Below are 23,265 nucleotides of genomic sequence, written 5' to 3' on the forward strand. Positions count from 1 at the left end.
CTCTTTCCCTCATTTCAATATCGTGCATCACTATTCTTAAATTTCATTTAAAGTGTCCGCAAATCTCATAATTCCAAGTGAAATTTGTTCTACATCCACTCGTCCAAAAGTAAAACGAATATATTCACTTTTAGAACCTAAAACACTTCCCGGAACGAATGCTACACCATTTCGTATAGATTCACCTAATAAATGATATTCATCAAACTTTCCTTGCACTTTGCACCATAAATGTATTCCGCCCTCCGGAACGAAAAATTCAACTCGATCCCCTAATAATTCTTCAAGTTTTCTAATTAACTCATCTCTTCTTTGTTTCAATTGTCCACGAAGCATTGTAATATGCGCATGAAAATCCTCTGATTCTAAAAATTGATTTGCTACCCACTGAGTAAATACACTATGACCAAAATCAACTTGCTGCTTCGCATCTGCTAAACGCTCTATTACGCCCGTAGGACCAATTACCCAGCCAATACGTAATCCTGATGCAACAATTTTTGATAATGAACTTACATAAAGGACATTTCCATTTTGATCCATTGATTTTAATGTTGGATTCACTTCTCCATTAAAAGAAGTTAAACTGTATGGGTCATCTTCTACAATCGGTATACCGAATTCAGAAGACAGCTCTAAAATCTTTTTACGTCTCGCTAATGAAAGCACAGTGCCAGTTGGATTTTGATAATCTGGATTCAAAAACACCATACGAATACGATGCTTTTTGTGCAAATCAATTAAATCATCTGGATTCATTCCGTACTGATCAACAGGTAAATGGAATATTTTTAAACCGGCGGATTTAAACATCGGAAGTGAGAAACAATACGACGGATCCTCAATCGCAATCGCATCGCCAGGTTTTAATAAACATTGAACGATAAGATTAAGCGCCTGTTGTGCTCCAGATGTAATGAGTATAGAACTTGAATCCGCTTCAATTTGTTTATATTGCTCGACATGTGCTGCAATTGTTTTTCTCAACATTTCATTTCCAAGCGGATGGTCATAACCAAGATTTTCCATAAATGTGTTCTCCGACAAAATCGTTCGAAATTTATCGCTCGGAATTAATTCTGGTGACAATTCACCACTCGCTAAATTAATTAAATCATCTTTTTGTGTTTCCGTTCTAATTTGTTGAACAAGTGGTACATTAGGTAAGAATGATCCATCCTCAACGTACCTACCCCAGTTCGGTATTCGTTTATGTGACACACCCCATATGTCTGTATTTACCCGCGTTCCGCTTCCTTTTTGCCGTTCTACTACTCCAAGTGATTTTAATTCTTCATATGCAGCTACTATTGTGCTCCGGTTCACTTGAAACTCCTTTGCCAACATACGCTCAGAAGGTAACTTACTATCAGAAGGAAATTCACCTGAAGAAATACCCCTTTCAATATAATCAGCAATTTGTTTATATACAGGTGTCTTATCTGCACGATTTGGTTTCCATTCCATATAGTTGCCTCCTCTCAAAACTAACTATACCTTACTCACTAATAACAGTATTCACTGTTACAATGGTATTAATTAAGCGCATGATTTAAAAATGTTTCTACCGTCATATTAAAGCTAGTCGGCTGTTCTAAATAAGGCAAGTGCCCGCTATTTTCAAACTCAATGAAAGTTGTATTTTTTAAATGTTTTTCAAACTCTCTTACATATTTTTCTGGGACAAAATCATCATTTTCCCCTCTTATAATTAAAGCAGGACATGAAATATTTGAAAGAAACGGTCTTTGATCATAATCAACTAATTCAGCAAATAACCTTTGAATATGCACCGGATTAATAGACAGTAAAGATTGATAAAATCCTCGAACGATTATTTCATTATCTTCTACTCCCATCGCCTTCAATAATGTATCCGCCCATGTTTTTCCGTTATCATGTAAGCTAAGTAAATCATATACTTCAAGTCGTTCTTTCCGATCTTCTGGTTCCAAATAGGGAAATGCATTTACAACAATTAAGCTAGAAACATAACTTGGATATTGAATAGCAAAATCAATTCCTACTCTAGCCCCCTTTGAAAGACCACAAATGACTACTTTTTGTAACTTTAAATAATTGCATAACTCATACAAAACATTTGAGTATTTTTTAAAGCTAATTTCTAGTCCTTCAGATTTCCCATGTCCAGGTAAATCAATTGAAACCACTGTCCAACTTTCCTTAAAATATTGCCTTTGATATAACCAATTATTTGAGTTTCCTCCAAGACCGTGTAAAAACAATATGACAGGACCCGATCCTTCTATATTGTAAAAAATCTTTCGATTCTTATATTCAAAATATATATTCATCACCTTCAGCTATAGCATCACTCATTCTTATCTTTAAATGGATATATCCAAAACGGCTCTCTTTCTAACCACTCAACTGTTTCTGGAACACCATCTTCATACTCTCTTTTCAGTTCCGTTACCTTAGTCGCAAATTGTGATGCATGTGCTTGCAATGCCTCCAACTTTTTTGGAACATATTCTTTTACTTCATTTTTAAAACTTGGAGGTCCTATTTCTGCTTCATGATTATTTGAAAAAGCTACCGCATAAAATGTTGGCCTCTTATTTTCTGGAATATTAGCTAACGCCCTGGCTACTGCTTCTCCTGTTGCATCATGATCTGGATGCACTGCATATCCTGGATAAAAAGAAATGACTAACGACGGATTCAATTCTTCGATACACGTTTGAATTAAACTTCTTAATTTTCCGGGTTCTTCAAATTCTAGAGTTTTATCACGATATCCCATCATACGTAAATCTTCAATCCCTAAAATATTTGTAGCTCGCTTTAACTCTTTCTCTCTAATAGCATATAAAGATTCACGTGTTGCATATGGTGGATTCCCCATCGCTCTTCCCATTTCACCAAGTGTTAAGCAAACATAAGTAAGAGGGATTTCCTGCTCAGTATAAGCCAAAATTGTGCCAGCCACGCAATACGACTCATCATCTGGATGCGGGAAAACAACTAAAACGTGGCGCTCATTTTTTATCAAAACAATTCTCCTCCATCATACACAATATTAACCTTTTCCTTTAAAAAGCTATCAAATCACTACCGCATACCACGTTACCCCAACAAGTAGAACAAAAAGAAGGATAATATAGATAGTTGATAAGTTTTTCACATTTCTCTTTGTAGACTTACCGTAATTCTCCTCCACATTTCGTGCAACCAGTACGGTCCCAAACAGCGATACAACTACAATAATAACAACTAGTGAAATTGCAAAACTCATTGTATTTTCACCTCTCTAAGGCCAGTCTATTTTAATAAAAAACTTCCTCTTTAAAACGTCGATAAAATACTACCTTTCTTCTCTTATCATAATAGATGTTTGTAAAAAACGGACCAACCACTTTTGTGTTTTTTTGCTCATCCACTTTAAAAATAAAAAGCAACTGCTCACTTAGGATTCAGTTGCTTTTTCGCAAGATTATTTATATTCATTTTTCACTTAAAATTAATCCGATTCAGGAGTTTGGTCTTTTCATAATGAAACATCGATTGAGATAACTCGAAAATTGTTCCATTAACAAGATAAACTGTATTTTCAATAAGAAGCGCCGGATCACCTTCATTTAGTTCTAAAAGCTGTGCATTTTCTTTATTTACTTTTTCACAACTAATAACTTTATCGGCAAAACCAATATTTAATCGTAAATCTTCAATGAAATAGCTGTATACAGAGCTTAATGCTATCTCTTCATTCAAATATGGGATGATATCTTTTTTGAAATAACTTACTTCAATAGAGAATGGTTTACTGTCTACAATTCTTAAGCGCTGCAAAAAATATATCCTAGTTCCAATCTCGCATTGCATCCGTTCTGCTATCTCTTCATTCGCCTCTATTACTTCAACCTCTAACACTTTCGTTTCAATATTTTGCGAAACGAGGTTTTTCGTTAATCCGCGTAAACTACCTAAATTAATGTAATCTGTTACAGAAGTTTCGCGTAAAAACATCCCACTACCTTGTACTTGAAAAATATAACCTCTATTAACAAGCTGACTAATTACTTTACGTATCGTATTACGGCTTACTTCAAATCGATTCATCAATGCTTCTTCTGTAGGTAGTTTTTTTGTTTCAGTAAAAAACCCATCTCGAATGTTTTGCTCTAACACATCTGCAATTTGTTTATACTTTGCACTCATACACTTTCTCCTAAAATACTCTTTTATCTGTTATAATTCTTCTCCTCTCGTTTCAATCACATGTTTATACCAATGAAACGAAAGTTTCTTCTTACGTTTTAAGTTATCATTATGATCGACAAAAATAAAGCCATATTGCTTTTTATATCCATTTAGCCAGCTTAACAAGTCAATAACTGACCATGCATAATAGCCTTTTAAATTGATTCCCTCTTGAATCGCACGCTTCATTACTTTTAAATGCTCTTCAATAAATTTAATTCTCGGCACATCTACAATTTCCCCGTCAATAATTGGGTCTTCATCACCAAGTCCATTTTCCGTTACATACATCTTTATATCACCGTAACGATCTTTCAACATATGCAAGCCATCTAAGAAACCTTCCGGAGATATTTCCCATCCCCATTTTGTATATGTTTTATCATCCATTTTAACTGTTCGATAAAATCCATCAAAAGAAGGATTACCTGGAGCAAGTGTTGAGTTTTCTCGAGAATGTTCTTCATTCTTTAGATCCACATCGTATCTTTCCACTCGTATCGGTTGATAATAATTCAAGCCAATAAAATCATTTTTCCCGGCATTTTGTTTAATGATTTCTAATTCTTCAACCGTCCAATTAGGAGTCCATCCTTTTTTCTTTAATTGTTGTACAACATAGGACGGATACTCGCCTTTTAAAACTGGATCATAATACCAATACGTTTCATATTCATTCGCATGATTTGCTGCTAGTATATTTTCTTTTTGATCATCCACACTATAAGCAGGCAAGAAAACATGCGTGATACCAATCTCGCCATATTGTTTCAACTGCTTGTACACTGCAACTGTTTTTGCATGTGCATAAAATACATAATGAGTCGCTTGAAAATACTTTGGAACATCATTTTGTATCCCTGGTGGATGTGCACCTTTTAAGTACCCTAATCCACAAAACATCACTGTCTCATTAAAAGTAATCCAATGTTTCACTCTATCACCAAACGCCTTAAAGCAAATCTCTGCGTACTTTACAAAAGCTTCCGCTGTTCTTTTATTCGTCCATCCACCGTCCTTTTCTAAAGGTAACGGTAAATCCCAATGATATAAAGTGACAAACGGTACAATCCCATATTTTAAACATTCATCAATTAAGTTGTTATAAAATTCTATTCCTTTTTTATTTACCTCTCCATCTCCAGTCGGCAATATTCTCGCCCACGAAATAGAAAAACGATATGATTCTAATCCCATCTCAGCCATTAAACGAACATCTTCCTTATATCGATGATAATGATCAACAGCTACATCACCATTTGTTCCATTATATGTCTTGCCATGGATTTTTGAAAACTCATCCCAATTCGTAACACCTTTTCCATCTTCATTCCATGCACCTTCTACTTGATAAGAAGCTGAAGCAGCCCCAAATAAAAAATCATGTGGAAACTTCATAATATATACCTCCGTTTCATTACAATAAATAAAATTCATTACTACATATAAAATTTATGGGTACAAATTTTATATGTGTAATTATAGCTTAAGTTTCAATTTTTTTCTATCATGAACGTATGATATATAAAACTATATTTAATGTTAATTATTAGAAAACAAAAAAGAAGCGACGTATTTCATCGCTTCTTACTCTCATCAGCTTTACTCTTTTACAAGTGACTTATTCGCTCTTATAACTTCTTGATAAAGTAATGGTGACCATTTTTCATTTAAATAATCTTGCATTATCCAGCCCACTCTCGTAGGATTCTTTTGCTTCATATAATTTGCAATTTCAGGATTTATGTAGGACGCATAATAATATGGACTATTCCATGCTGTACCACCAGAAGACACGCTTGTAAAATTAATATATAGATGATTAACATCTTCACTATGGTTAATCGTTTCATTTATTGTATCTTTAATAGCGTTTACTTTCTCATCATAACTCACTTTATATTTATCTTGTACTGTTACATTTATATTTGGATTTATAGTTGAGGTAAACGTCTCATTGTCTGGCCAATAGAAATTATTATATCCCCCAGATTCATTACTACCACTATATCTTTTTAGTAATACAATTTTCCCACGAGCATCTCCAAGCTTTATATTCCCTTCTGTTTTTAAAAAGATTGGATCACGAAAATAATTTTTCTCAAACGTACTACTAAATGAGTTTTCCGCCTCTTTCATATCCTCATACTCTTTTTTTAAAGACATAATAATCGTTTCACTTGGATTATCTTTTAAAAATTGTTTCGCTTCGTTTATAAATTCATGCAGTGTTACATAAAGATATAATGGCCCATGATGAAGAACTATCGTATTATCATCTGTTAAACGCCCTCTTATATCAAAAATTCTAGCTCCGTGATCCATTTGATAACGAAAATCATATTCTTGCGTCATTCCCCATACTTGCTTTATCGGATTTTGCAACTTGAACGTTCCACTATCATGTGTTCCTGGAATTGAAATTCGTGCTAACGGTATGTCATCACGTATAGGCTGCATCCACCTAGACCAATTTTCAAGCTCATTAATAGAGCTAGCTGCAACGGTTTTCTTATCATTGAAAGCAAATACAAAGGCACTAAGTACCATACTACATATGAATAACTTCAAAATAAACTTCTTATTGTTCATTATTATTCCTCCTTTTTCTGTTTTACATCTAACTTTCCGAATATAATGTAAGCTACTTAATAAATAATGTTTCATAAATATGGAATATTGCATAGAAGTAAAATTTAAAAACATCCACATATTCTCAATGCATTAGAAAAATTTAATATCCCTTTTCACTAGATAAATTATAGTAATCAACAATACGAACTTCAATGGGCTTTCATATGCAATATTTCATATTTGGGTCCTACATGATATAAATAAAAAAACTTATGATGATTATTTATTCCGTACGTGCTAATATACTTATATTAAAATGTAAATACATACCTTATATACTCTGAACTACATTACTCAACAGGTAAAACTTAATTTTTTATTGGGAGGATTTACAATGAAATTATTAAAAATAAAACATATAATTCCTTTATCTGCAGCAGCAATTACATTCGTATGTAATCAAGGTGCAGCTGAAGCTTCCACCATACATACAGTAAAAAAGAATGATACACTTTGGGGCATCAGTAAGCAATATGGAGTTTCCATACAAGCCATTAAACAAGCGAATAATAAAGGAAACGATCAAGCTTTTATTGGAGAACAGTTACATATTCCAGGATCTATGAAATCAAATGAGGTTACAGTTCATCAAAACGAAAAAACTTCGAACACTTCTGGACAAATTATTTACCAAGTACAGCCGGGAGATTCATTAGAAACGATAGCAAAGCGTTACAATGTTACCGTTCAATCTATAAAACAAATTAACAATACAGTCGGAAACAAGCTTTATACAGGACAACATTTAAAAATTAATTCAAGTATTTCAGAAAAAGAAAAAGACTTAATGGCACGCTTAGTTACTGCTGAAGCGGGTGGCGAATCATATAAAGGAAAAGTGGCAGTGGCGAAAGTTATTTTAAATCGTGTAAATGCAAAAGGTTTTCCTAATACAATAACAGGCGTTATTTATGAACCTATTAAACACGGATATGCATTTACTCCTGTTACAGATGGAAGAATTAATCAGCCTGCAAGTGCAGAAGCAAAAATGGCAGTAGAAGAGGCTATCTCCACAAATGGAATACATTCTGATTGGCTTTATTTCTATAATCCGAAAACATCAACAAGCAAATGGATTACTACACGTCAAACAGTAGCAGTCATAGGTAACCATGTCTTTGCTAAATAAAGATACGTAATAAAACTATAATTAATTTCAAATTATTAGCAGACCTCTTTACTTAAAAGGTCTGTTCTTTTTATATGTAAGCTTTTTATTAACCATATGATAAAATGATTATTTAAAAGTATCTCTCTTTTCAAATAAAAAAACTGTTGTATCTCATTCACCATTTAGAGTAATTGAGAGAGCATCAAATCCACAACTATGACTTTATTAATACAAGCTATTTCTTAACTTCGTAAAATTGTTATACACTAAGAAAATAGCAAACAAACTATTCGGTAGCAGGTGAAAAAATATGTATGATATTACAATTATCGGTGCTGGAGTGAGTAGCATTTTTATGGCTTATACATTAGCCAAAAGCAACAAAAAGGTTTTAATTCTTGATAAAGGCAAATCGTTAGAACATCGAAATTGCTCTTTAGAACAAGCGGAAATATGTAACTGTACTGCATGTGATAAATATTTCGGGTTTGGTGGTTTAGGAAAGTCTGAAGGAAAATTTAATTATACAAACGGCTTTGGAGGCGAACTTGAGCAAAAAGTAGGTAAAGAAGGTTTTATGCACCTGCTGGCTGAAGTAGATGAAATTCTATGCCAGTTTGGCGGAAGTTCAGTTTCAAAATATTCTACAGAAAATCTAAATCTTACTAAGAGAGCTGAAGCGTGTGGTTTACAAATGTTAACAACGGAAGTAAGGCATCTGGGCACTAAACTTTCCAACAGCATTTTTCAGCAGCTCTATGAATTTTTACTTACGAAAATAAATATTCAATTTCATATAGATGTACAACATATTATGAAACAGAAAGATCATTTCAAAATAGAAACAAACCAAGGAATAGTTCATTCTAAACAACTAGTATTTGCAACTGGGCGCTCTGGGGCGGATTGGTTAAAAGAAATGTGTACTTCTCTAAATATTTCTCAGGAGCAAACACGTGTAGATTTAGGTATTAGAGTAGAAATGAAAGAACATCAATTACGTTCTATATTAAAAGATACTTTCGAAACGAAACTTTCTTATCAAAGCGAAAATTTCACAGCAACTACTTACTGTATGAATCCAAAAGGACGCATTATTCGGAAGTACGAAGAAGGTTTAGTTATGCCTGACGGTCAAAATTTTCGAGAACAAGGAACTGGCACTCCTAACTTAAATTTCACTTTGTTTATCCCGCGCTATTTTCCAACTCTCAAAGAAGCAAATGTATACGCAAGTTCAATTATTAAAAGCATTAACCAAGGACGAGATCGGATTGTTATACAGCGCTTAGAGGACTTACTAAAGAAACAACCTACGGCGGAAAACAGCATGAAACATAATCGTATACAACCTACACTGCAAGGAGAGTATGGAGATTTGCATAAAGAAATCCCTCCATTATATATTGAAGGGCTCAAAGCATTTTTATTACGTTTAGAACAATTTACCCGAGAACCTATCGATCAAGATACTTTATTATATGGAATTGATGGAAAGTTCTATGCTCCTACGATAAAAATCAATAACCATTTTGAAACAAGTATGAATGGGCTATTTTTAATTGGAGATTGTTCAGGCGTCACTCATTCATTATCTCAAGCAGCCGCAAGCGGTCTGTATGTTGGAAAATATTTATCAGATATTTAAACTCTTTAATTAAGATGCCAGTCAAATGTTTTATATCTAGTAATAACGTTAATGAAATCCTTATCCCTCCCCCGCTAATGATTAACCCACAAAGAATCAGGATTTTACGTGATATATGAAAAACTACATTCTATGTAGAATGTAGTTTTCTACTAATTGATATAACCGTTTACTTTAAAATAACTTTTTTAAAATTCTAACTAATTTAATGTCAATAATTTAAAAAGGGTCTATTCATTTACACTTTCATTTGTTCGATATTTTGTAACATCATCATAGTGTTTATTATGTTAGGATGTCTATAAGTCACTTTCGCTACAAATATGACTTTTTCTGCTCCGCTTCTAAAAAAATTTAGATTTATGTTACTTCGCTTTAAAATTCCCCATCATATGTATATGAATACTTCAAATTATTACCTTTAGAAAAACATAATCTAAATGGTTCATTACACTCTAATAGTTATAAAAATATAATATATAACATTGGTTAAATAATCCATATAAAGAAGGTGTAAAAATGAAGAATAAAATAAATTTACAAATGCAAAATATAAGCTTTGTTATAATAATTGCTTTAGCAGTATGGTTAAAAACATACCTTATTACACGATTCAGTTTTGATTTAAAAATTGAGTCTTCTACACAAGAGCTTATTTTATTTATTAGCCCCCTAGCTGCATCATTAGCATTTGTTGGATTAGCATTATTTGCAACTGGTGAAAAGCGAAATTATATAGCGCTATGTATTAATTTCTTATTAACAATCGTACTTGTTGGGAATGTAATGTTCTATGATTTTTATAATGATTTCGTTACGTTACCAGTACTTGGACAAACATCAAACTTTGGCCAATTAGGCGGCAGTATTATAGAAATATTGAACTACAAAATTATACTCGCATTCGTAGACATTATTTTCTTCTTTATTTTGTTAAAGAAGAAATCAATAGTCTTTAAAACAGGACGTGTAACTCATTCTGCACGCTTGTTATATTTTCTCTTAACGATTGCTGTATTTTTTGCGAATCTACATCTTGCAGAAAAAGAGCGACCTGAATTATTAACGAGATCCTTCGACCGAGTAATGCTTGTTAAAAATTTAGGACTATATACTCATCAAGTATATGATTTAACACTGCAAGTAAAAGCAGGGTCACAAAAAGCACTTGCTGATAGTAGTAAACTACAAGAAACAGAAAACTACGTAAAGGCAAACCAAAGTGAGCCGAATCCTAATATGTTTGGTGCAGCGAAAGGAAAAAACGTAATTGTCGTTACTCTTGAATCCTTGCAAACCTTCTTAATAGGCGCATCAGTCAATGGCCAAGAAGTTACGCCATTCTTGAATGAATTCATAAATGAAAGCTATTACTTTGATAACTTTTTTCATCAAACTGGACAAGGAAAAACATCCGATTCTGAATTTCTAATTGATACGTCATTGTATCCATTAAATCGAGGAGCTGTATTCTTCACACACGGTAACAACGATTATACTGCGACTCCAGAAATTTTACGCCAGCAAGGTTATTTCACTTCTGTATTCCATGCGAATAACGCAACATTTTGGAATCGTAATATCATGTACTCTGCTCTTGGTTATGATCGTTACTATAATGAACTTGATTACAAAATTACGCCCGAAACAAATTTAAATTGGGGATTAAAAGATATCGAATACTTTGATCAATCAGTAGATATATTAAAAACTGTTGACCAACCATTTTATGCTCGTTTCCTTACTTTAACAAACCATTATCCATTTACGTATGATGAAGATACAAAATTCATTGAACCATATAACTCTGGTAATGGCGTATTTGATCGTTACATCGTAACAGCTCGTTACTTAGACGAATCAATTAAAAACTTTATTGAGCGTTTAAAAGCTGAGGGGCTTTATGATGATTCTATTATTGTGTTATACGGTGATCATTATGGCATTTCCGAAAAACATAATCGCGCAATGGCGCAGTTTTTAGAAAAAAATCAAATAACAGAATTTGATACTTTAAATTTACAACGTACACCTTTATATATTCATGTCCCTGGACAAAAAGAAGGTCAAACCATTTCAAAGCCCACAGGACAAATCGATATGAAACCTACGATTCTAAATTTATTAGGGGTTGATACTACTAACGATATCCGTTTTGGCCATGATATGTTTTCAGATGAATATACCGGATTTGTTGTTTTCCGTGATGGTAGCTTCGTTACAGACAAATACGCCTATACAAATCATACTTTTTATAATCGAGAAACAGGTGAGGTTGTAGATTTACCCAAAAAAGAAGCTCAAGAAATGATTAACCGTGCACAAAATGAATTACGAATGTCTGACAAAATTATTGAAGGCGATTTATTACGTTTCTCAGAAAGTAATAAAATTAAAACTGGAGAAGTAAAAACTAAAATTAAAGAAACTGAAAAATAATCTATATATGCGAAGGGAGCAACTAACTACAGTTGCTCCCTTTTTACTCTCTTATAACACTTGATGCAATTTAATATAAAAAAAGTCCTGACATATTATACGGACGTAAGCAAAAAACAACTCCAAAATCTACTTTCAGTGTATATTTTGGAGTTGTTTTACGTTTATTCTATGATTGTTTCTAAAGTTAAATCTGTATAGGCATTATACTCACCTATATTTAAGATTACTTCACATTGACGTAATCTCAATTCAAAGAGCGTTATAGAATCATGATAAACTTCAGGATTTGATTTCATTTTATGTAATATCTCTTGTTTTTCTTGTATTTCTAAATGAGTATTTTCTACAGCTTGTTTCAAGGAGTTAAATGGATTCCTAAAGAACATATTAATATCCCGCTCTTGTGTGTTTTCAAACAGCTCAAATTGCAAGAAAAATTTCTTCATAATAGAAGCCGTTACCTCGGTATAATCTTCATTTTCTAAATACTGTTTGTATTTGTTATATAGCATCGCTCTATTCTTTGGAAGAACCCCAAATAATTTGCCGGCACTTTTCAGTAAAAATTTTGCTGGCGTAAACCGGCGTAAAATATTTACTTCTTCCATTTGTATTCTAGTCGTCATTCTATCCGTATCTCTGCGCCAGTCATCAAGCACTTTAAAGTCACATTCTAACTGTATCCGATTTTCTCCAAATAAAGAATTAAGTCCTTCACTGAGTTCTTCTAAGTACGATTGACTTTGAAGGAACTCATTATTAGAAGTTGCAATCCAATTTTGCATAGAACGAGCAAAATTAGGTAATACAGTTTGTTCTAAATATTTGTGTACTCTTCCGTTCATCGCTGTATTTAGTTCAATATCAATGTGCCCGAAATCGCTGTCTTCACTAATTAAATCAGAACAACTCTGTAATAGCTTCGGAATACGTTCAGTAAGATCATTAGTAATCTCAGTTTTCATTGCACGATATGATTCTGTAATTAAATGAATTTTTTCCTTTTCAAAAGCAGTAAGGTTATTAATACAACCATTTAGTTTAACTAACATATCTTCATTCCAATTAATAACATCTAATAGATTGTTTTCCTTCTCAACGCGTTTATCCAGAAGATATGTAATTGTTTTTCGAATGAAAAACAATAGCTTTTCAGTACGTTCTGCATCGATATTTTTATGGTTAAAGTTAAAACGAATAAACTCAGTTAAATCATTTAGTTGTTGACTACTTGTATATAACGAAGAGTAAGGGAAAAGTCTCGCATGCGGGAAATATGCGTTTATTCTCGCTTGCGTATCATGTAAAACTCTTTTTACTTCTGCTTCACTATAAATGTTATCGATTTTATTTAATAAGAAATGAATTTGTAGATTTGGTGTATGTTCTTGAATGCTTAATAGAATGTCACGTTCTTTGTCAGTAAAAGGTGAATCCGCATTCAATACGAACAATAATTCATCTACAGAATTTAAATATTCGAATATTTCATCTCTAGTGTCGTTATTCCTATTAAAGCCAGGTGTAACTACAAATGCAAGTTTATTTTTACTTAAAAATCTGCATGGTAATTTAAATTCAACACATGCTCTCTCTCTATATGTTTGATGATGCACTGCCATCATATTATGGTAATCAGAGAAATTCTCAGTTGTTGTAATTGCTGAATCTGTTATAGCATTAATTTCTGTATGAGCATCATTTTTTAAAACCACTACATTTGAGATTGAGCTTTCTAATATATTTTCTCCTAATATAGAGTTAATAAATGCAGTTTTTCCGTTTCCTGAAGTTCCCGTTACTAAAATACGATTTGTTCTTAAATCTGCAAGCTCGCCAACTAACCATCTAAATCTGTGACCCATTTCTATATCATGCTTTTGTGCCCACTGTGTAATAGATTCAAAAAGATGTAAACTATACTCTAAGCCATTCACATGATTAATAGAATATGACAGTAGGTTTTCCGCATGTTTTATGTTTGCTGAATCTATTTTGGAAGGAAAAATCTCATCCCATGCCAATACAGCTGCAGATGGAAATACAGCGTGAGATGGATTGACTACCTTTAGCCAGTTTGTTAACAGATTTGGAATGATATCATGTAATTGTCTAAGCATATATTGACCTTGAATTAATTCAAAGTACGTTTCCTCGTAAAGAGAAGAAATTTTGTCCCATATATCGGACGAATGTATTTCGATATGTAAGAAAAATTCATTTATTGTGTTAAGCCATAATAAGTAATTTTGTTCATTTTTATAACTGTTCCAAAGTGATGAAACAATTTGCGTAAATTGCACTTGATCTACATTATTTAATGTAACTAATATTTCATAAAAATAATCTGGTGAAATATTTTTAGTAAATCCTTTATCGATATATCCTTTTAGAACCTCAAACCACGGATAAGATTCTGTTCGAATTAACTCATTCACAGCAAGCTCTACTGCACTATCAAAATCTTGCTGTTCCTCATACAAGGAACGGGCAATTATTGTGACGTTTGGATAATCGGGATTTAAATTAACTGCTTCTTTAATAACATTGAAAGCTGAATCAAAATTATTTTTCTCGATGTAAAGAGAAAGTAATTGCAGTCCAATTTCGGTCATCAATATTTTATTATCAGTAGTAATGGAAGTATAAACATCTTCAGCAACTGATAATCGGTTAAGTTCGAAGTAAGCATCAGCAATGTTTTTTTGTGCCCATGGTGCTAGTTCATTACTAACTTTCTCCCATTTAAAAATAGCTGCTTCAAAATCTTGATGGTGGTAATAAAATTCTCCCTGTGCAAAACGAATATAAGACCCATCGGAAATCTCATCTTTTTCTTCGTTTAAATAAGATTCTCCAAGTACTTGAAGAGGTGGTTGTGTTTCATTCTCTATTAGGAATGTTTCATAATACATCTTTTTTATTAATTGTTTTTCTAATCTCATCTTTTCCCCCACTATATCTTGAAAATACGTTTTTCTCCAAATGTCAATACTTTTTTGTATGTATGCTTTTTATCTTAACAAAGAATTTCTTTTGGAAAATTTCATTTTCCTTTCATTTTTCAAGTAAGATTGAATTTTTATGAGAAAAGTTTCAGTTCTTTTTCAATTCCCTTTCAGTTGTGAGACAACATTAAATGTTCCTAATAACCTAATAATACTATAATATTCCACATTATTTTATTAGGAAAATTCAATGTGGATTGTATTATAAAAACAATCTATAACGAATATATATGCAATGTTTGATTCGCTGACAAACAAAAAAACCTCATATAATAGTTGTTAGATGAACCTATATGGCACGTCTCTTCAGAATTTCAGATACATCACAATAACTTAAAAAACAACAATATTAGTCAACGGCTTTTCATACAATATCTTTCTCGAATTGTTTTCCTATAAAATATTTCAATAGTTATGTAATTAAATTCCATTAACCTATATAAATAACTAGTCCAAAAAAATATATATGCATATCATGTTATAGTAAAGAATTCAGGAAATCCTAAAAAGGAGGCATTTTCATGTTTGAAGATAAATCTAAAATAAATTACCCATATGAATTTACTGAAACTACAACAGTCCCTCTAAAGAACCCCATTGATAAAAAATTCAAGAACGGCACAGGTACACATAACTTCCCAATTAAAAGGCATTATAAGGAGCAAGTTTTATATACTGAAAAAATTAATAATAATAAAAATAAATAATCGTATAGATCCTTGTAACAATGTGCCAAATAAGAATCTATATTAGACCTTGCATAGTTATGTTTTTAGTAATGTATAAATCTCTCTTATACAACTCATGTACTTTTAAAAAGTGCTGATATACAGCGCTTTTTTATACATAGATAATGGAAGAACTTGAATTATAAATATAAGGTATGGATTTTTTCCATACCTTATATTTATAAATGGAGTACGCTCATGTTTACTTTGCATAATAGCACTTTAATGGCCCTTCTAGAAGAAATAAAAGCTAGTTTAATTAAAAAATAAGTTCTTTAGCGTTTTCAGAGATAATCAGGATAATAATATTCGAATACATTAGGCGATAGAGTTCACCATCACTTCTCCTTAACAAATGCTCCTACTAGCAGAATTTTACTGGTAGGAGTCATTGGAGAAAGGAGTAGATTTATGATGAATCACAAAGTTAAAGAAGTACCCAAGAATTATATAGGCAATTTATTTACACTGGGAGGTTCAACATTTTTTATCGATGCAGGAGCGGACTATAAACAATTAAGTAACAAAGAGCATATGGAATGAGGTACATTGATACCCTTCCCTTTTTATCATTTCTAGAAGTCGTTGTATTGAATTTATATAATACCTTGAATATTTTGCATCTATTTTTTCTTAAGGGATATTTATTCGGGTTACTTATTAGATTATCAATTATATTCCTTCCGATTCCTACTTTTTATAGGTCATTATTACTCTATTATATATATTTAAAAATTTACTAAGCGTTGTTTCAAAGCTACTTAGTTTTCATAAAATATTTTTTGTTTCCGTTGGAACGAATAGGCTTTAATCTCATCTGTATCTAAATTTTCATGAAATAAATGAATGGCTATAATTTGTCTACAATCGTAGGTATGATAATAATATGTTCCGGACTCCATACACATTACGCTTGTATATATGGTATTATCTAATGTACCTTCTTCTGTTATTACTCCGCCTTTAGGAACCTCGCAATTTGATAAGATATGAAATAGGGCCGATACTCCCTCTTCTTCACTATCTATACCTTGAATGTTTTGTTTGCCATATGCTGCCCGCACAAACCTTGATGGCGGGGTGAAATCCCCTGGAAGTCCCATTGAGCCTGAGCCCTGACCAAAAGCACTTAATGGTAAGTTACTCCACTCAGTTGGCGCGAATGGCCGCGATTTAAGTCCTATATATTGTCTTAAATTTTGTAAATGCCAATTAAACTCCGGACTATTCGTCATCACTCCTAGTGGGTTGTCATACATTTTTAATCCTTCATTTGTCGGCTCCAGTACAATGCAATCTCCCCATTTATCCGCTAAAATCCAATGGAGTGGTGGCGTAAGTCCTAAATCCGGTAATGGTATATCCAAAAAGGTAAGGCTACCTACAGATTTCTTTAACTCTTTGACAGAATTGAATTGCGTAAGACTCCAAGTCACAAAATCAAATGGAGCTAAATTCATATTGTTGTCATCTATGCTTTGACTATAAGTAGCGAATCCTGGAAAATAGAGTGTTGCACATGTCATACCTGCTTCATTTACTCCGTCCGCCATAATGATCCTTCCTTGATGATTAATTCCCATTCCGACCGTAGCATGTTTCGTATTAATGGTTTCACCAGTTATATTATTCCACTGGTAATGTCGAGGAATGATTATTACTTCTTGATTCATATCTAATGTGAAGTCCATCGTTCTTGCAAAAAGATGCTGACCATTTTTTGTATGTAATGTCAAACTAGTACACATAAAGAACACCCCATTTTATAGTTTTATCTACACTTTACATAATTCTGATAAATCTGTAAATTAAAAACCTCTTTCCTTACAAAAAAATGAGAAAGCACATATAAATTACAAATAGGTTATTTCTAGTTTATAAATAAATTTTTTATATATAGTTACAAAAGAATTATATTAAAAAGGAGCGACTTGTTACTATCGCTCCTTTTTATTTCTCTCTATATTTTATTAAAATAACAAGAAACCCTTTTTTCTCTATGAACAGTATCCCTACATAACCCTCTTAAACATCTTCTCCAATTCATAAGTAGAATGATGTACAAGAATTGGTCTTCCGTGTGGACATGTATATGGGTTTGTTGTTGTGCGCAGCTCTTCAAGTAAAGCAAATATTTGATCATTCGTTAAATATTGATTTGCTTTTATGGAAGCTTTACAGCTCATCATGATAGCTGCTTCTTCTCGTAGTTTTTTAATATCTACTTTTTTTAGTTTGACAACTTGCTCCATCATTTCGTCGATGATTTCTGTTTCTTGACCTTTTGGGAACCATGTTGGATGCGAGCGGACGATAAAGGATTGATGGCCGAATTGCTCTAAAAATAGTCCCACTTTTTTTAATTCTTTTAATTGCTCTTCGACACGCAAAAATTCAGTAAGAGATAAATCAATACGGTACGGTACAAGTAACTCTTGTACTTCTTGCGTAACTCGTCCCACTTTATCACGAAAATATTCATAATTGATGCGCTCCTGCGCTGCATGTTGATCAATCATATATAACCCGTTATCATTTTGAGCGAAAATATATGTTCCATGCATTTGTCCAATTGGATAAAGCGGTGGTAAATCGTTACCGTTCATTTCAATCTCTTTTATTTCCCCGACTTCTTCTTCTAATTCCTCTAATTCAAAGTCTTCTTCGTTACTGTTCCATGATTTCTCTTCCCGAATTGGTTCTTCGATTATCGGTTTAGTAGATGGCTGCCAACTTTGTTCTTCTCTTACTAGCGACTGTGGTGGTTGCCATTCTTGCTTCGGCTGTTGCCACAGTTGTGCTGGCTGTTTTACAGTCGTTGTTTCTTTTTGTTTTTCATCCATGCCAGTCGGTAAAATAATGTTTGGCACCTGTGATTCTTTCGGCTTTGTATGCTCAAAATGGAACTGCCCTTGCACACTTTCATCTTTTTCTTTTTTCTTCGTTGTTACACCTGCATCTGGAATGAGCTGTATTTTTTTGAATGCCGCTTGCAATGTTTCTTCGATAAGCTTTAGCAATTCTTGTTCTTTACTAAAACGAACTTCTAATTTTGCTGGATGTACGTTAACGTCAACAAGCATTGGATCCATTTCAATCGATAGGAAGCCGATTGGATATCGTCCAATTGGCAATAATGTATGGTATCCTTGCTGAATGGCTTTCATTAATACGAAATTTCGAACGTAACGGCCATTCACGATCGTTGACATATAATTTCGAGATGCTCTCGTTACTTCTGGTAATGTTACATACCCTTTAATTGTGAAATCTAAAGATTCGGCTTCAATTGGAATAAGCTTCTTCGCAACTTGAATGCTGTAAATCGATGCAAGTACTTGTCTTACATCACCGTTTCCTGATGTATGAAGCAATTTCTTTTCATTATGAAACAGTTTTAACGATACTTCTGGATGAGACATTGCAATACGATACACGATATCTGTAATATTCCCAAGCTCTGTATGAATAGTTTTCATATATTTAAGGCGCGCTGGTGTATTAAAGAATAAGTTTTGTACTGTAATATCTGTTCCTTTTCGGCTTGCCGTTTTCTCTTGTTTTATAATGTCTCCACCTTTAATAATAAGGTGGGTACCAGGCGCATCACCTGTGCTAGTGATTAATTCCAATTCACTAACTGAGGCAATACTTGGCAATGCCTCACCGCGGAATCCGAGCGTTCTTATACGGAACAGATCGTTTTCATCTTTAATTTTGCTCGTTGCGTGGCGTTCAAACGCAACGATACAATCTTCTTCGGCAATGCCATCTCCATTATCAATGATGCGAATTTTTGATAAACCAGCTTCTTCTAAGTGGATTTCAATAGATGTACTATTCGCATCGATAGAATTTTCCACAAGTTCTTTTACGACTGAGGCAGGGCGCTCTACTACTTCCCCTGCCGCAATTAAGTTAGAGAGTTGGTCATCGAGTTTGCGAATTTTCCCCATCTACTTACTCATCCTTTCTTTAACTTTTTCTGCAGGCGATACAGTTCGTTCATCGCTTCTAAAGGCGTCATATCGAGTAAATCAATCTTTTTAATTTGTGCAAGTACTGCCGTTTCTTTTTGATCGAGCACAGGCTTGTCTTGTTTTTTCGAAGACTGTTCTCCTCCAAAGAAAGATAGTTGTGATTCTTCTTCTTTCTCTTCTTCTATTTTTGCCGATTCTTCTTTTACAACAACTGGTTCTGGAGCAACTTCTTGCACTTTCACTTCTACTCGTTTCGGAATGATAATTTCTTCTTGTCCCTCTAGTTGCGCTAACACTTCTTTCGCGCGAGCGATTAAGCTATCTGGAAGCTCGGCAAGTTGAGCAACGTGAATTCCGTAACTTTTATCAGCCGCTCCATCTTGAATTTTATGAAGGAAAACTACTTTTCCATTCTCTTCAATTGCTGAAACATGTACATTCTTTAGCTGGTCTAAACTTTCTTCTAACACTGTTAATTCATGATAATGTGTAGAGAATAATGTTTTCGCACCAATTTGGTCATGAATATGTTCAATGATTGCTTGTGCAAGTGCCATACCATCGTACGTAGATGTACCGCGTCCTATTTCATCGAATAAAATTAAACTTCTTTCTGATGCATTTGCAATTGCATTTTTCGCTTCTAACATTTCAACCATAAATGTACTTTGACCTGAGATTAAATCATCTGCTGCACCAATTCTCGTAAAGATTTGATCGAAGACAGGTAATACTGCTTCGGTCGCTGGTACAAAGCAACCAATTTGTGACATAACAGTAACAAGTGCTAATTGTCTCATATACGTACTTTTACCAGACATGTTCGGTCCTGTAATTAAAAAGACATCCATCTTCTCCGGCATAATACAATCATTCGGTACATACAATTTCCCGTTCAATACTTTTTCAACGACAGGATGACGACCATCTTTAATAAAGATTTCGCGCTTAGTTGTTAAAACAGGTTTTACAAACTGCTCTTCTTCACTAACTGTCGCAAAGCTTTGCAGTACGTCTAGTTCACTAATTACTTTCGCTAAGTGTTGCAATTTCGGTATGAATACTTTTACTTCTTCGCGAAGTGCTGTAAATAAATCGTATTCTAATTGTACAATTTTCTCTTCTGCTTCTAAGATTAATGTTTCTTTTTCTTTTAGTTCATCTGTTATGAAACGTTCTGCATTTGCAAGTGTTTGTTTACGCTCATAGCGCCCTTCTGGAAGTGCTGCAAGATTCGCCTTCGTCACTTCAATGTAGTAGCCGAAAATACGGTTGTACCCAATTTTTAATGATTTAACCCCTGTAATATCACGCTCTCGTTTTTCAAGCTCAGCAATCCACGTTTTTCCGTTTTTACTAACGTAACGATATTGATCAAGCTTGTTATTATAACCGTCTTTAATAATATCTCCATCTTTAATAGAAAGCGGTGGGTTTTCTTGAATACTTCTTCCTAGTAATTCAGTTAAGCTCTCACATGGATCCGCACCTTGGATTAACCTTGCTGCATAAGCATTATCTAAAAGACTAATCGCTTCTAAAATAGCTGGTACTTGAAGTAAAGAACGTCTTAATTGTAATAAGTCCCGTGCATTTACATTACCAAATGCAACTTTCCCTGCTAAACGCTCTAAATCATATACTTCTTTTAATTTTTCTTTTAAATCTTCACGTAAGAAGTAATCATTTACAAACATTTCAACCATTTCTAAACGTTCTTCAACTTTTTCTTTCTGGATAAGTGGACGTTCCATCCACTGTTTTAACATACGCCCACCCATAGCCGTTTTTGTTTTATCTAATAGCCATAATAATGAGCCTGTCTTTTCCTTCGTACGAAGAGTCTCTGTTAACTCTAAATTGCGTTTTGAATGCACATCAATTTTCATAAATTGGTTCGTGTAATAAATTTCTACTGGTTGTAAGTGATCTAACGAACGTTTTTGTGTTCTTATCACATAGTTAAATAAGCGTCCAATTGCTTTAATTAACTTTGCTTGTGAAACATTTTTCACAAGATGTTCTAATCCTTCTGGAATAGTTGTTGCATCTTCATACGAAATCGTCATTTTTAATGTTTCAGTTAATTTATTTAATTCATCTTTTGAAAAGGTAGAATCTACAACAATTTCTTTTGAACCAGTCGCATACACTTCTAATAAAATGTCTTCTACCGAACCTGTTAATAACGTCACTGTATTTTGTCCAGTCGTTAAGTCATTACAAGCTAACGCATAAGATCCATCTTCAAAATGTGTTAATGCTGCTAAGAAGTTATTCTCTTTCTCGTCTATTGTACGCCCTTCCATCATCGTTCCTGGCGTAATTAATTGTACTACTTCACGACGTACTACACCTTTAGCTGTTTTTGGATCTTCCACTTGCTCGCAAACGGCTACTTTATATCCTTTTTCAACAAGTTGTTCAATATAATTTTTAGCTGCATGATGCGGTACACCACACATCGGTATACGTTCACTACTACCACCATCTCGGCTCGTTAATGTAATTTCAAGTTCATGAGCTGCTTTAACCGCATCTTCAAAGAACATTTCATAAAAATCACCTAATCGGAAAAATAAAAAGGCATCTTGATAGTCTGCCTTAACCTTTAAGTATTGCTGTATCATAGGCGTATATTGCGTCATGTCTTTCCTCCATAATTCTTACATAATAATCTATATTCATATATGTCACACTTCACGGACACCGATATCTCCTATTCCAGGAGTCTTCCCTCATTATAGCACATTTCATAAGGAATCATGTTCATTCAGCACCACTTATGTACTGTAAAAAGCTAGGAAGAACTTCTCCCTAGCTTTCTCTTACTCTTCTTCTGCATCGACGATAAAGTTCGGATCTAATTCTTCAAACTCATCATCATCGACTTGGAAATCCTCGTCTGATTCTACGCAACCTTCAGGATTTACACTTACACAAATTTTCGTTTCCCCAACTACTTCTGTTACAAATTCACGTTCTACCGTCACAACAATTTTATTACCATTTGGCGATACAAGAGCTTCTAAACAATTTGGCGGCTGAATTACACGAGCGATAATTTCTAAATCGTCACCAGAGAAGTTTTTATCACGATACCCAATGCTTACTTCATCAGTGTAGTTAACACGTTCTGTTACAACTTCAGTCTTTGTGTTTCCATCAAATGAATACCAAGTGTTTACATCATAGAAACCTTCAATTTCCACATGTTTCCCATTCTTTCTCGCTTCGTACGAATGGTTAATTACCCAGCACCCTAAAATACTTGTTGGCTCATTATTCGATTCACATGTATGCGTTGACTTTGTATACTTACGTCCTTTTCCAACCACTGCTTTTGTAATAATCTCTCTAAATTCGGACATTCGTAACCCTCCTCAATCACTATTCACTTAATCATATGCGTGACAATAGCGGAATGTGTCATTCTTTTTTTGAGAAGAATTTACGATATAACTCATTAAAAAAAAGAGATGCCAAT

Annotated in this window: 17 protein-coding genes; 5 read left to right on the forward strand and 12 right to left on the reverse strand. The window is 33.5% G+C overall.

Going from position 1 to position 23,265, the window contains the following annotated elements; translation table 11 throughout:
* Nucleotides 1–36: 36 nt before the first annotated feature.
* From KPL75_RS05095 to KPL75_RS05125, 7 genes are all read right to left on the reverse strand, one after another.
* On the reverse strand, nucleotides 37–1,467 hold the full coding sequence (locus KPL75_RS05095; RefSeq protein WP_219919649.1) for a MocR-like pyridoxine biosynthesis transcription factor PdxR: 1,431 nt from the start codon (nucleotides 1,465–1,467) through the stop codon (nucleotides 37–39).
* 68 nt (nucleotides 1,468–1,535) lie between these two features.
* Complete coding sequence (locus tag KPL75_RS05100) at nucleotides 1,536–2,315, reverse strand: alpha/beta fold hydrolase (RefSeq protein ID WP_219919650.1); 780 nt, start codon at nucleotides 2,313–2,315, stop codon at nucleotides 1,536–1,538.
* A 17-nt stretch (nucleotides 2,316–2,332) separates the two neighbouring features.
* Entirely contained in the window at nucleotides 2,333–3,013 is a 681-nt protein-coding gene (gene bshB2 / locus KPL75_RS05105) for a bacillithiol biosynthesis deacetylase BshB2 (protein ID WP_219921070.1), read from the reverse strand.
* A 54-nt stretch (nucleotides 3,014–3,067) separates the two neighbouring features.
* Entirely contained in the window at nucleotides 3,068–3,259 is a 192-nt protein-coding gene (locus KPL75_RS05110; RefSeq protein ID WP_219919651.1) for a hypothetical protein, read from the reverse strand.
* A gap of 215 nt (nucleotides 3,260–3,474) precedes the next feature.
* On the reverse strand, nucleotides 3,475–4,182 hold the full coding sequence (locus tag KPL75_RS05115) for a GntR family transcriptional regulator (protein WP_219919652.1): 708 nt from the start codon (nucleotides 4,180–4,182) through the stop codon (nucleotides 3,475–3,477).
* A 30-nt stretch (nucleotides 4,183–4,212) separates the two neighbouring features.
* Nucleotides 4,213–5,622, reverse strand: coding sequence for a glycoside hydrolase family 1 protein (locus KPL75_RS05120; protein WP_219919653.1), 1,410 nt, complete (start codon nucleotides 5,620–5,622; stop codon nucleotides 4,213–4,215).
* A 204-nt stretch (nucleotides 5,623–5,826) separates the two neighbouring features.
* The gene (locus tag KPL75_RS05125; RefSeq protein ID WP_219919654.1) at nucleotides 5,827–6,816 is read right to left on the reverse strand and encodes a phosphatidylinositol-specific phospholipase C; all 990 of its coding nucleotides are present in this window, start codon (nucleotides 6,814–6,816) and stop codon (nucleotides 5,827–5,829) included.
* Between the two features lie 376 nt (nucleotides 6,817–7,192).
* Between KPL75_RS05125 and KPL75_RS05130 the strand changes: the two genes are divergently transcribed.
* The 3 genes from KPL75_RS05130 to KPL75_RS05140 all read left to right on the forward strand — a co-directional run bounded on the left by KPL75_RS05130 (nucleotide 7,193) and on the right by KPL75_RS05140 (nucleotide 12,059).
* A complete protein-coding gene (locus KPL75_RS05130) occupies nucleotides 7,193–7,990 on the forward strand; it encodes a cell wall hydrolase (RefSeq protein WP_219919655.1) in 798 nt (265 codons plus the stop codon).
* A 292-nt stretch (nucleotides 7,991–8,282) separates the two neighbouring features.
* Nucleotides 8,283–9,620 carry an NAD(P)-binding protein gene (locus tag KPL75_RS05135; protein WP_219919656.1) on the forward strand — a complete coding sequence of 446 codons (1,338 nt, stop codon included), beginning with the start codon at nucleotides 8,283–8,285 and terminating at the stop codon, nucleotides 9,618–9,620.
* Nucleotides 9,621–10,139: 519 nt separating this feature from the next.
* On the forward strand, nucleotides 10,140–12,059 hold the full coding sequence (locus KPL75_RS05140; protein ID WP_219919657.1) for an LTA synthase family protein: 1,920 nt from the start codon (nucleotides 10,140–10,142) through the stop codon (nucleotides 12,057–12,059).
* 164 nt (nucleotides 12,060–12,223) lie between these two features.
* Here KPL75_RS05140 and KPL75_RS05145 read toward each other — a convergent pair whose 3' ends face one another.
* A complete protein-coding gene (locus tag KPL75_RS05145; protein WP_219919658.1) occupies nucleotides 12,224–15,007 on the reverse strand; it encodes a dynamin family protein in 2,784 nt (927 codons plus the stop codon).
* Between the two features lie 584 nt (nucleotides 15,008–15,591).
* On the opposite strand from KPL75_RS05145, the gene KPL75_RS05150 reads away from it, so the two are divergent.
* Together KPL75_RS05150 and KPL75_RS27380 are read left to right on the forward strand one after the other, a co-directional pair.
* The gene (locus KPL75_RS05150) at nucleotides 15,592–15,777 is read left to right on the forward strand and encodes a hypothetical protein (RefSeq protein WP_002066770.1); all 186 of its coding nucleotides are present in this window, start codon (nucleotides 15,592–15,594) and stop codon (nucleotides 15,775–15,777) included.
* A gap of 432 nt (nucleotides 15,778–16,209) precedes the next feature.
* Nucleotides 16,210–16,341 carry a hypothetical protein gene (locus KPL75_RS27380; RefSeq protein ID WP_016096267.1) on the forward strand — a complete coding sequence of 44 codons (132 nt, stop codon included), beginning with the start codon at nucleotides 16,210–16,212 and terminating at the stop codon, nucleotides 16,339–16,341.
* A 218-nt stretch (nucleotides 16,342–16,559) separates the two neighbouring features.
* On the opposite strand, the gene KPL75_RS05155 is transcribed toward KPL75_RS27380, so the two are convergent.
* The 4 genes from KPL75_RS05155 to cotE all read right to left on the reverse strand — a co-directional run bounded on the left by KPL75_RS05155 (nucleotide 16,560) and on the right by cotE (nucleotide 23,149).
* Complete coding sequence (locus tag KPL75_RS05155) at nucleotides 16,560–17,546, reverse strand: choloylglycine hydrolase family protein (protein WP_219919659.1); 987 nt, start codon at nucleotides 17,544–17,546, stop codon at nucleotides 16,560–16,562.
* Between the two features lie 264 nt (nucleotides 17,547–17,810).
* Nucleotides 17,811–19,754, reverse strand: coding sequence for a DNA mismatch repair endonuclease MutL (gene mutL, locus KPL75_RS05160; protein WP_219919660.1), 1,944 nt, complete (start codon nucleotides 19,752–19,754; stop codon nucleotides 17,811–17,813).
* An 8-nt stretch (nucleotides 19,755–19,762) separates the two neighbouring features.
* Nucleotides 19,763–22,426, reverse strand: coding sequence for a DNA mismatch repair protein MutS (gene mutS / locus KPL75_RS05165; RefSeq protein WP_219919661.1), 2,664 nt, complete (start codon nucleotides 22,424–22,426; stop codon nucleotides 19,763–19,765).
* 180 nt (nucleotides 22,427–22,606) lie between these two features.
* Nucleotides 22,607–23,149, reverse strand: coding sequence for an outer spore coat protein CotE (gene cotE, locus KPL75_RS05170; RefSeq protein ID WP_001288802.1), 543 nt, complete (start codon nucleotides 23,147–23,149; stop codon nucleotides 22,607–22,609).
* Nucleotides 23,150–23,265: the final 116 nt, after the last annotated feature.

The sequence above is a fragment of the Bacillus sp. NP247 genome (assembly GCF_018966865.1).
GTDB lineage: Bacteria > Bacillota > Bacilli > Bacillales > Bacillaceae_G > Bacillus_A.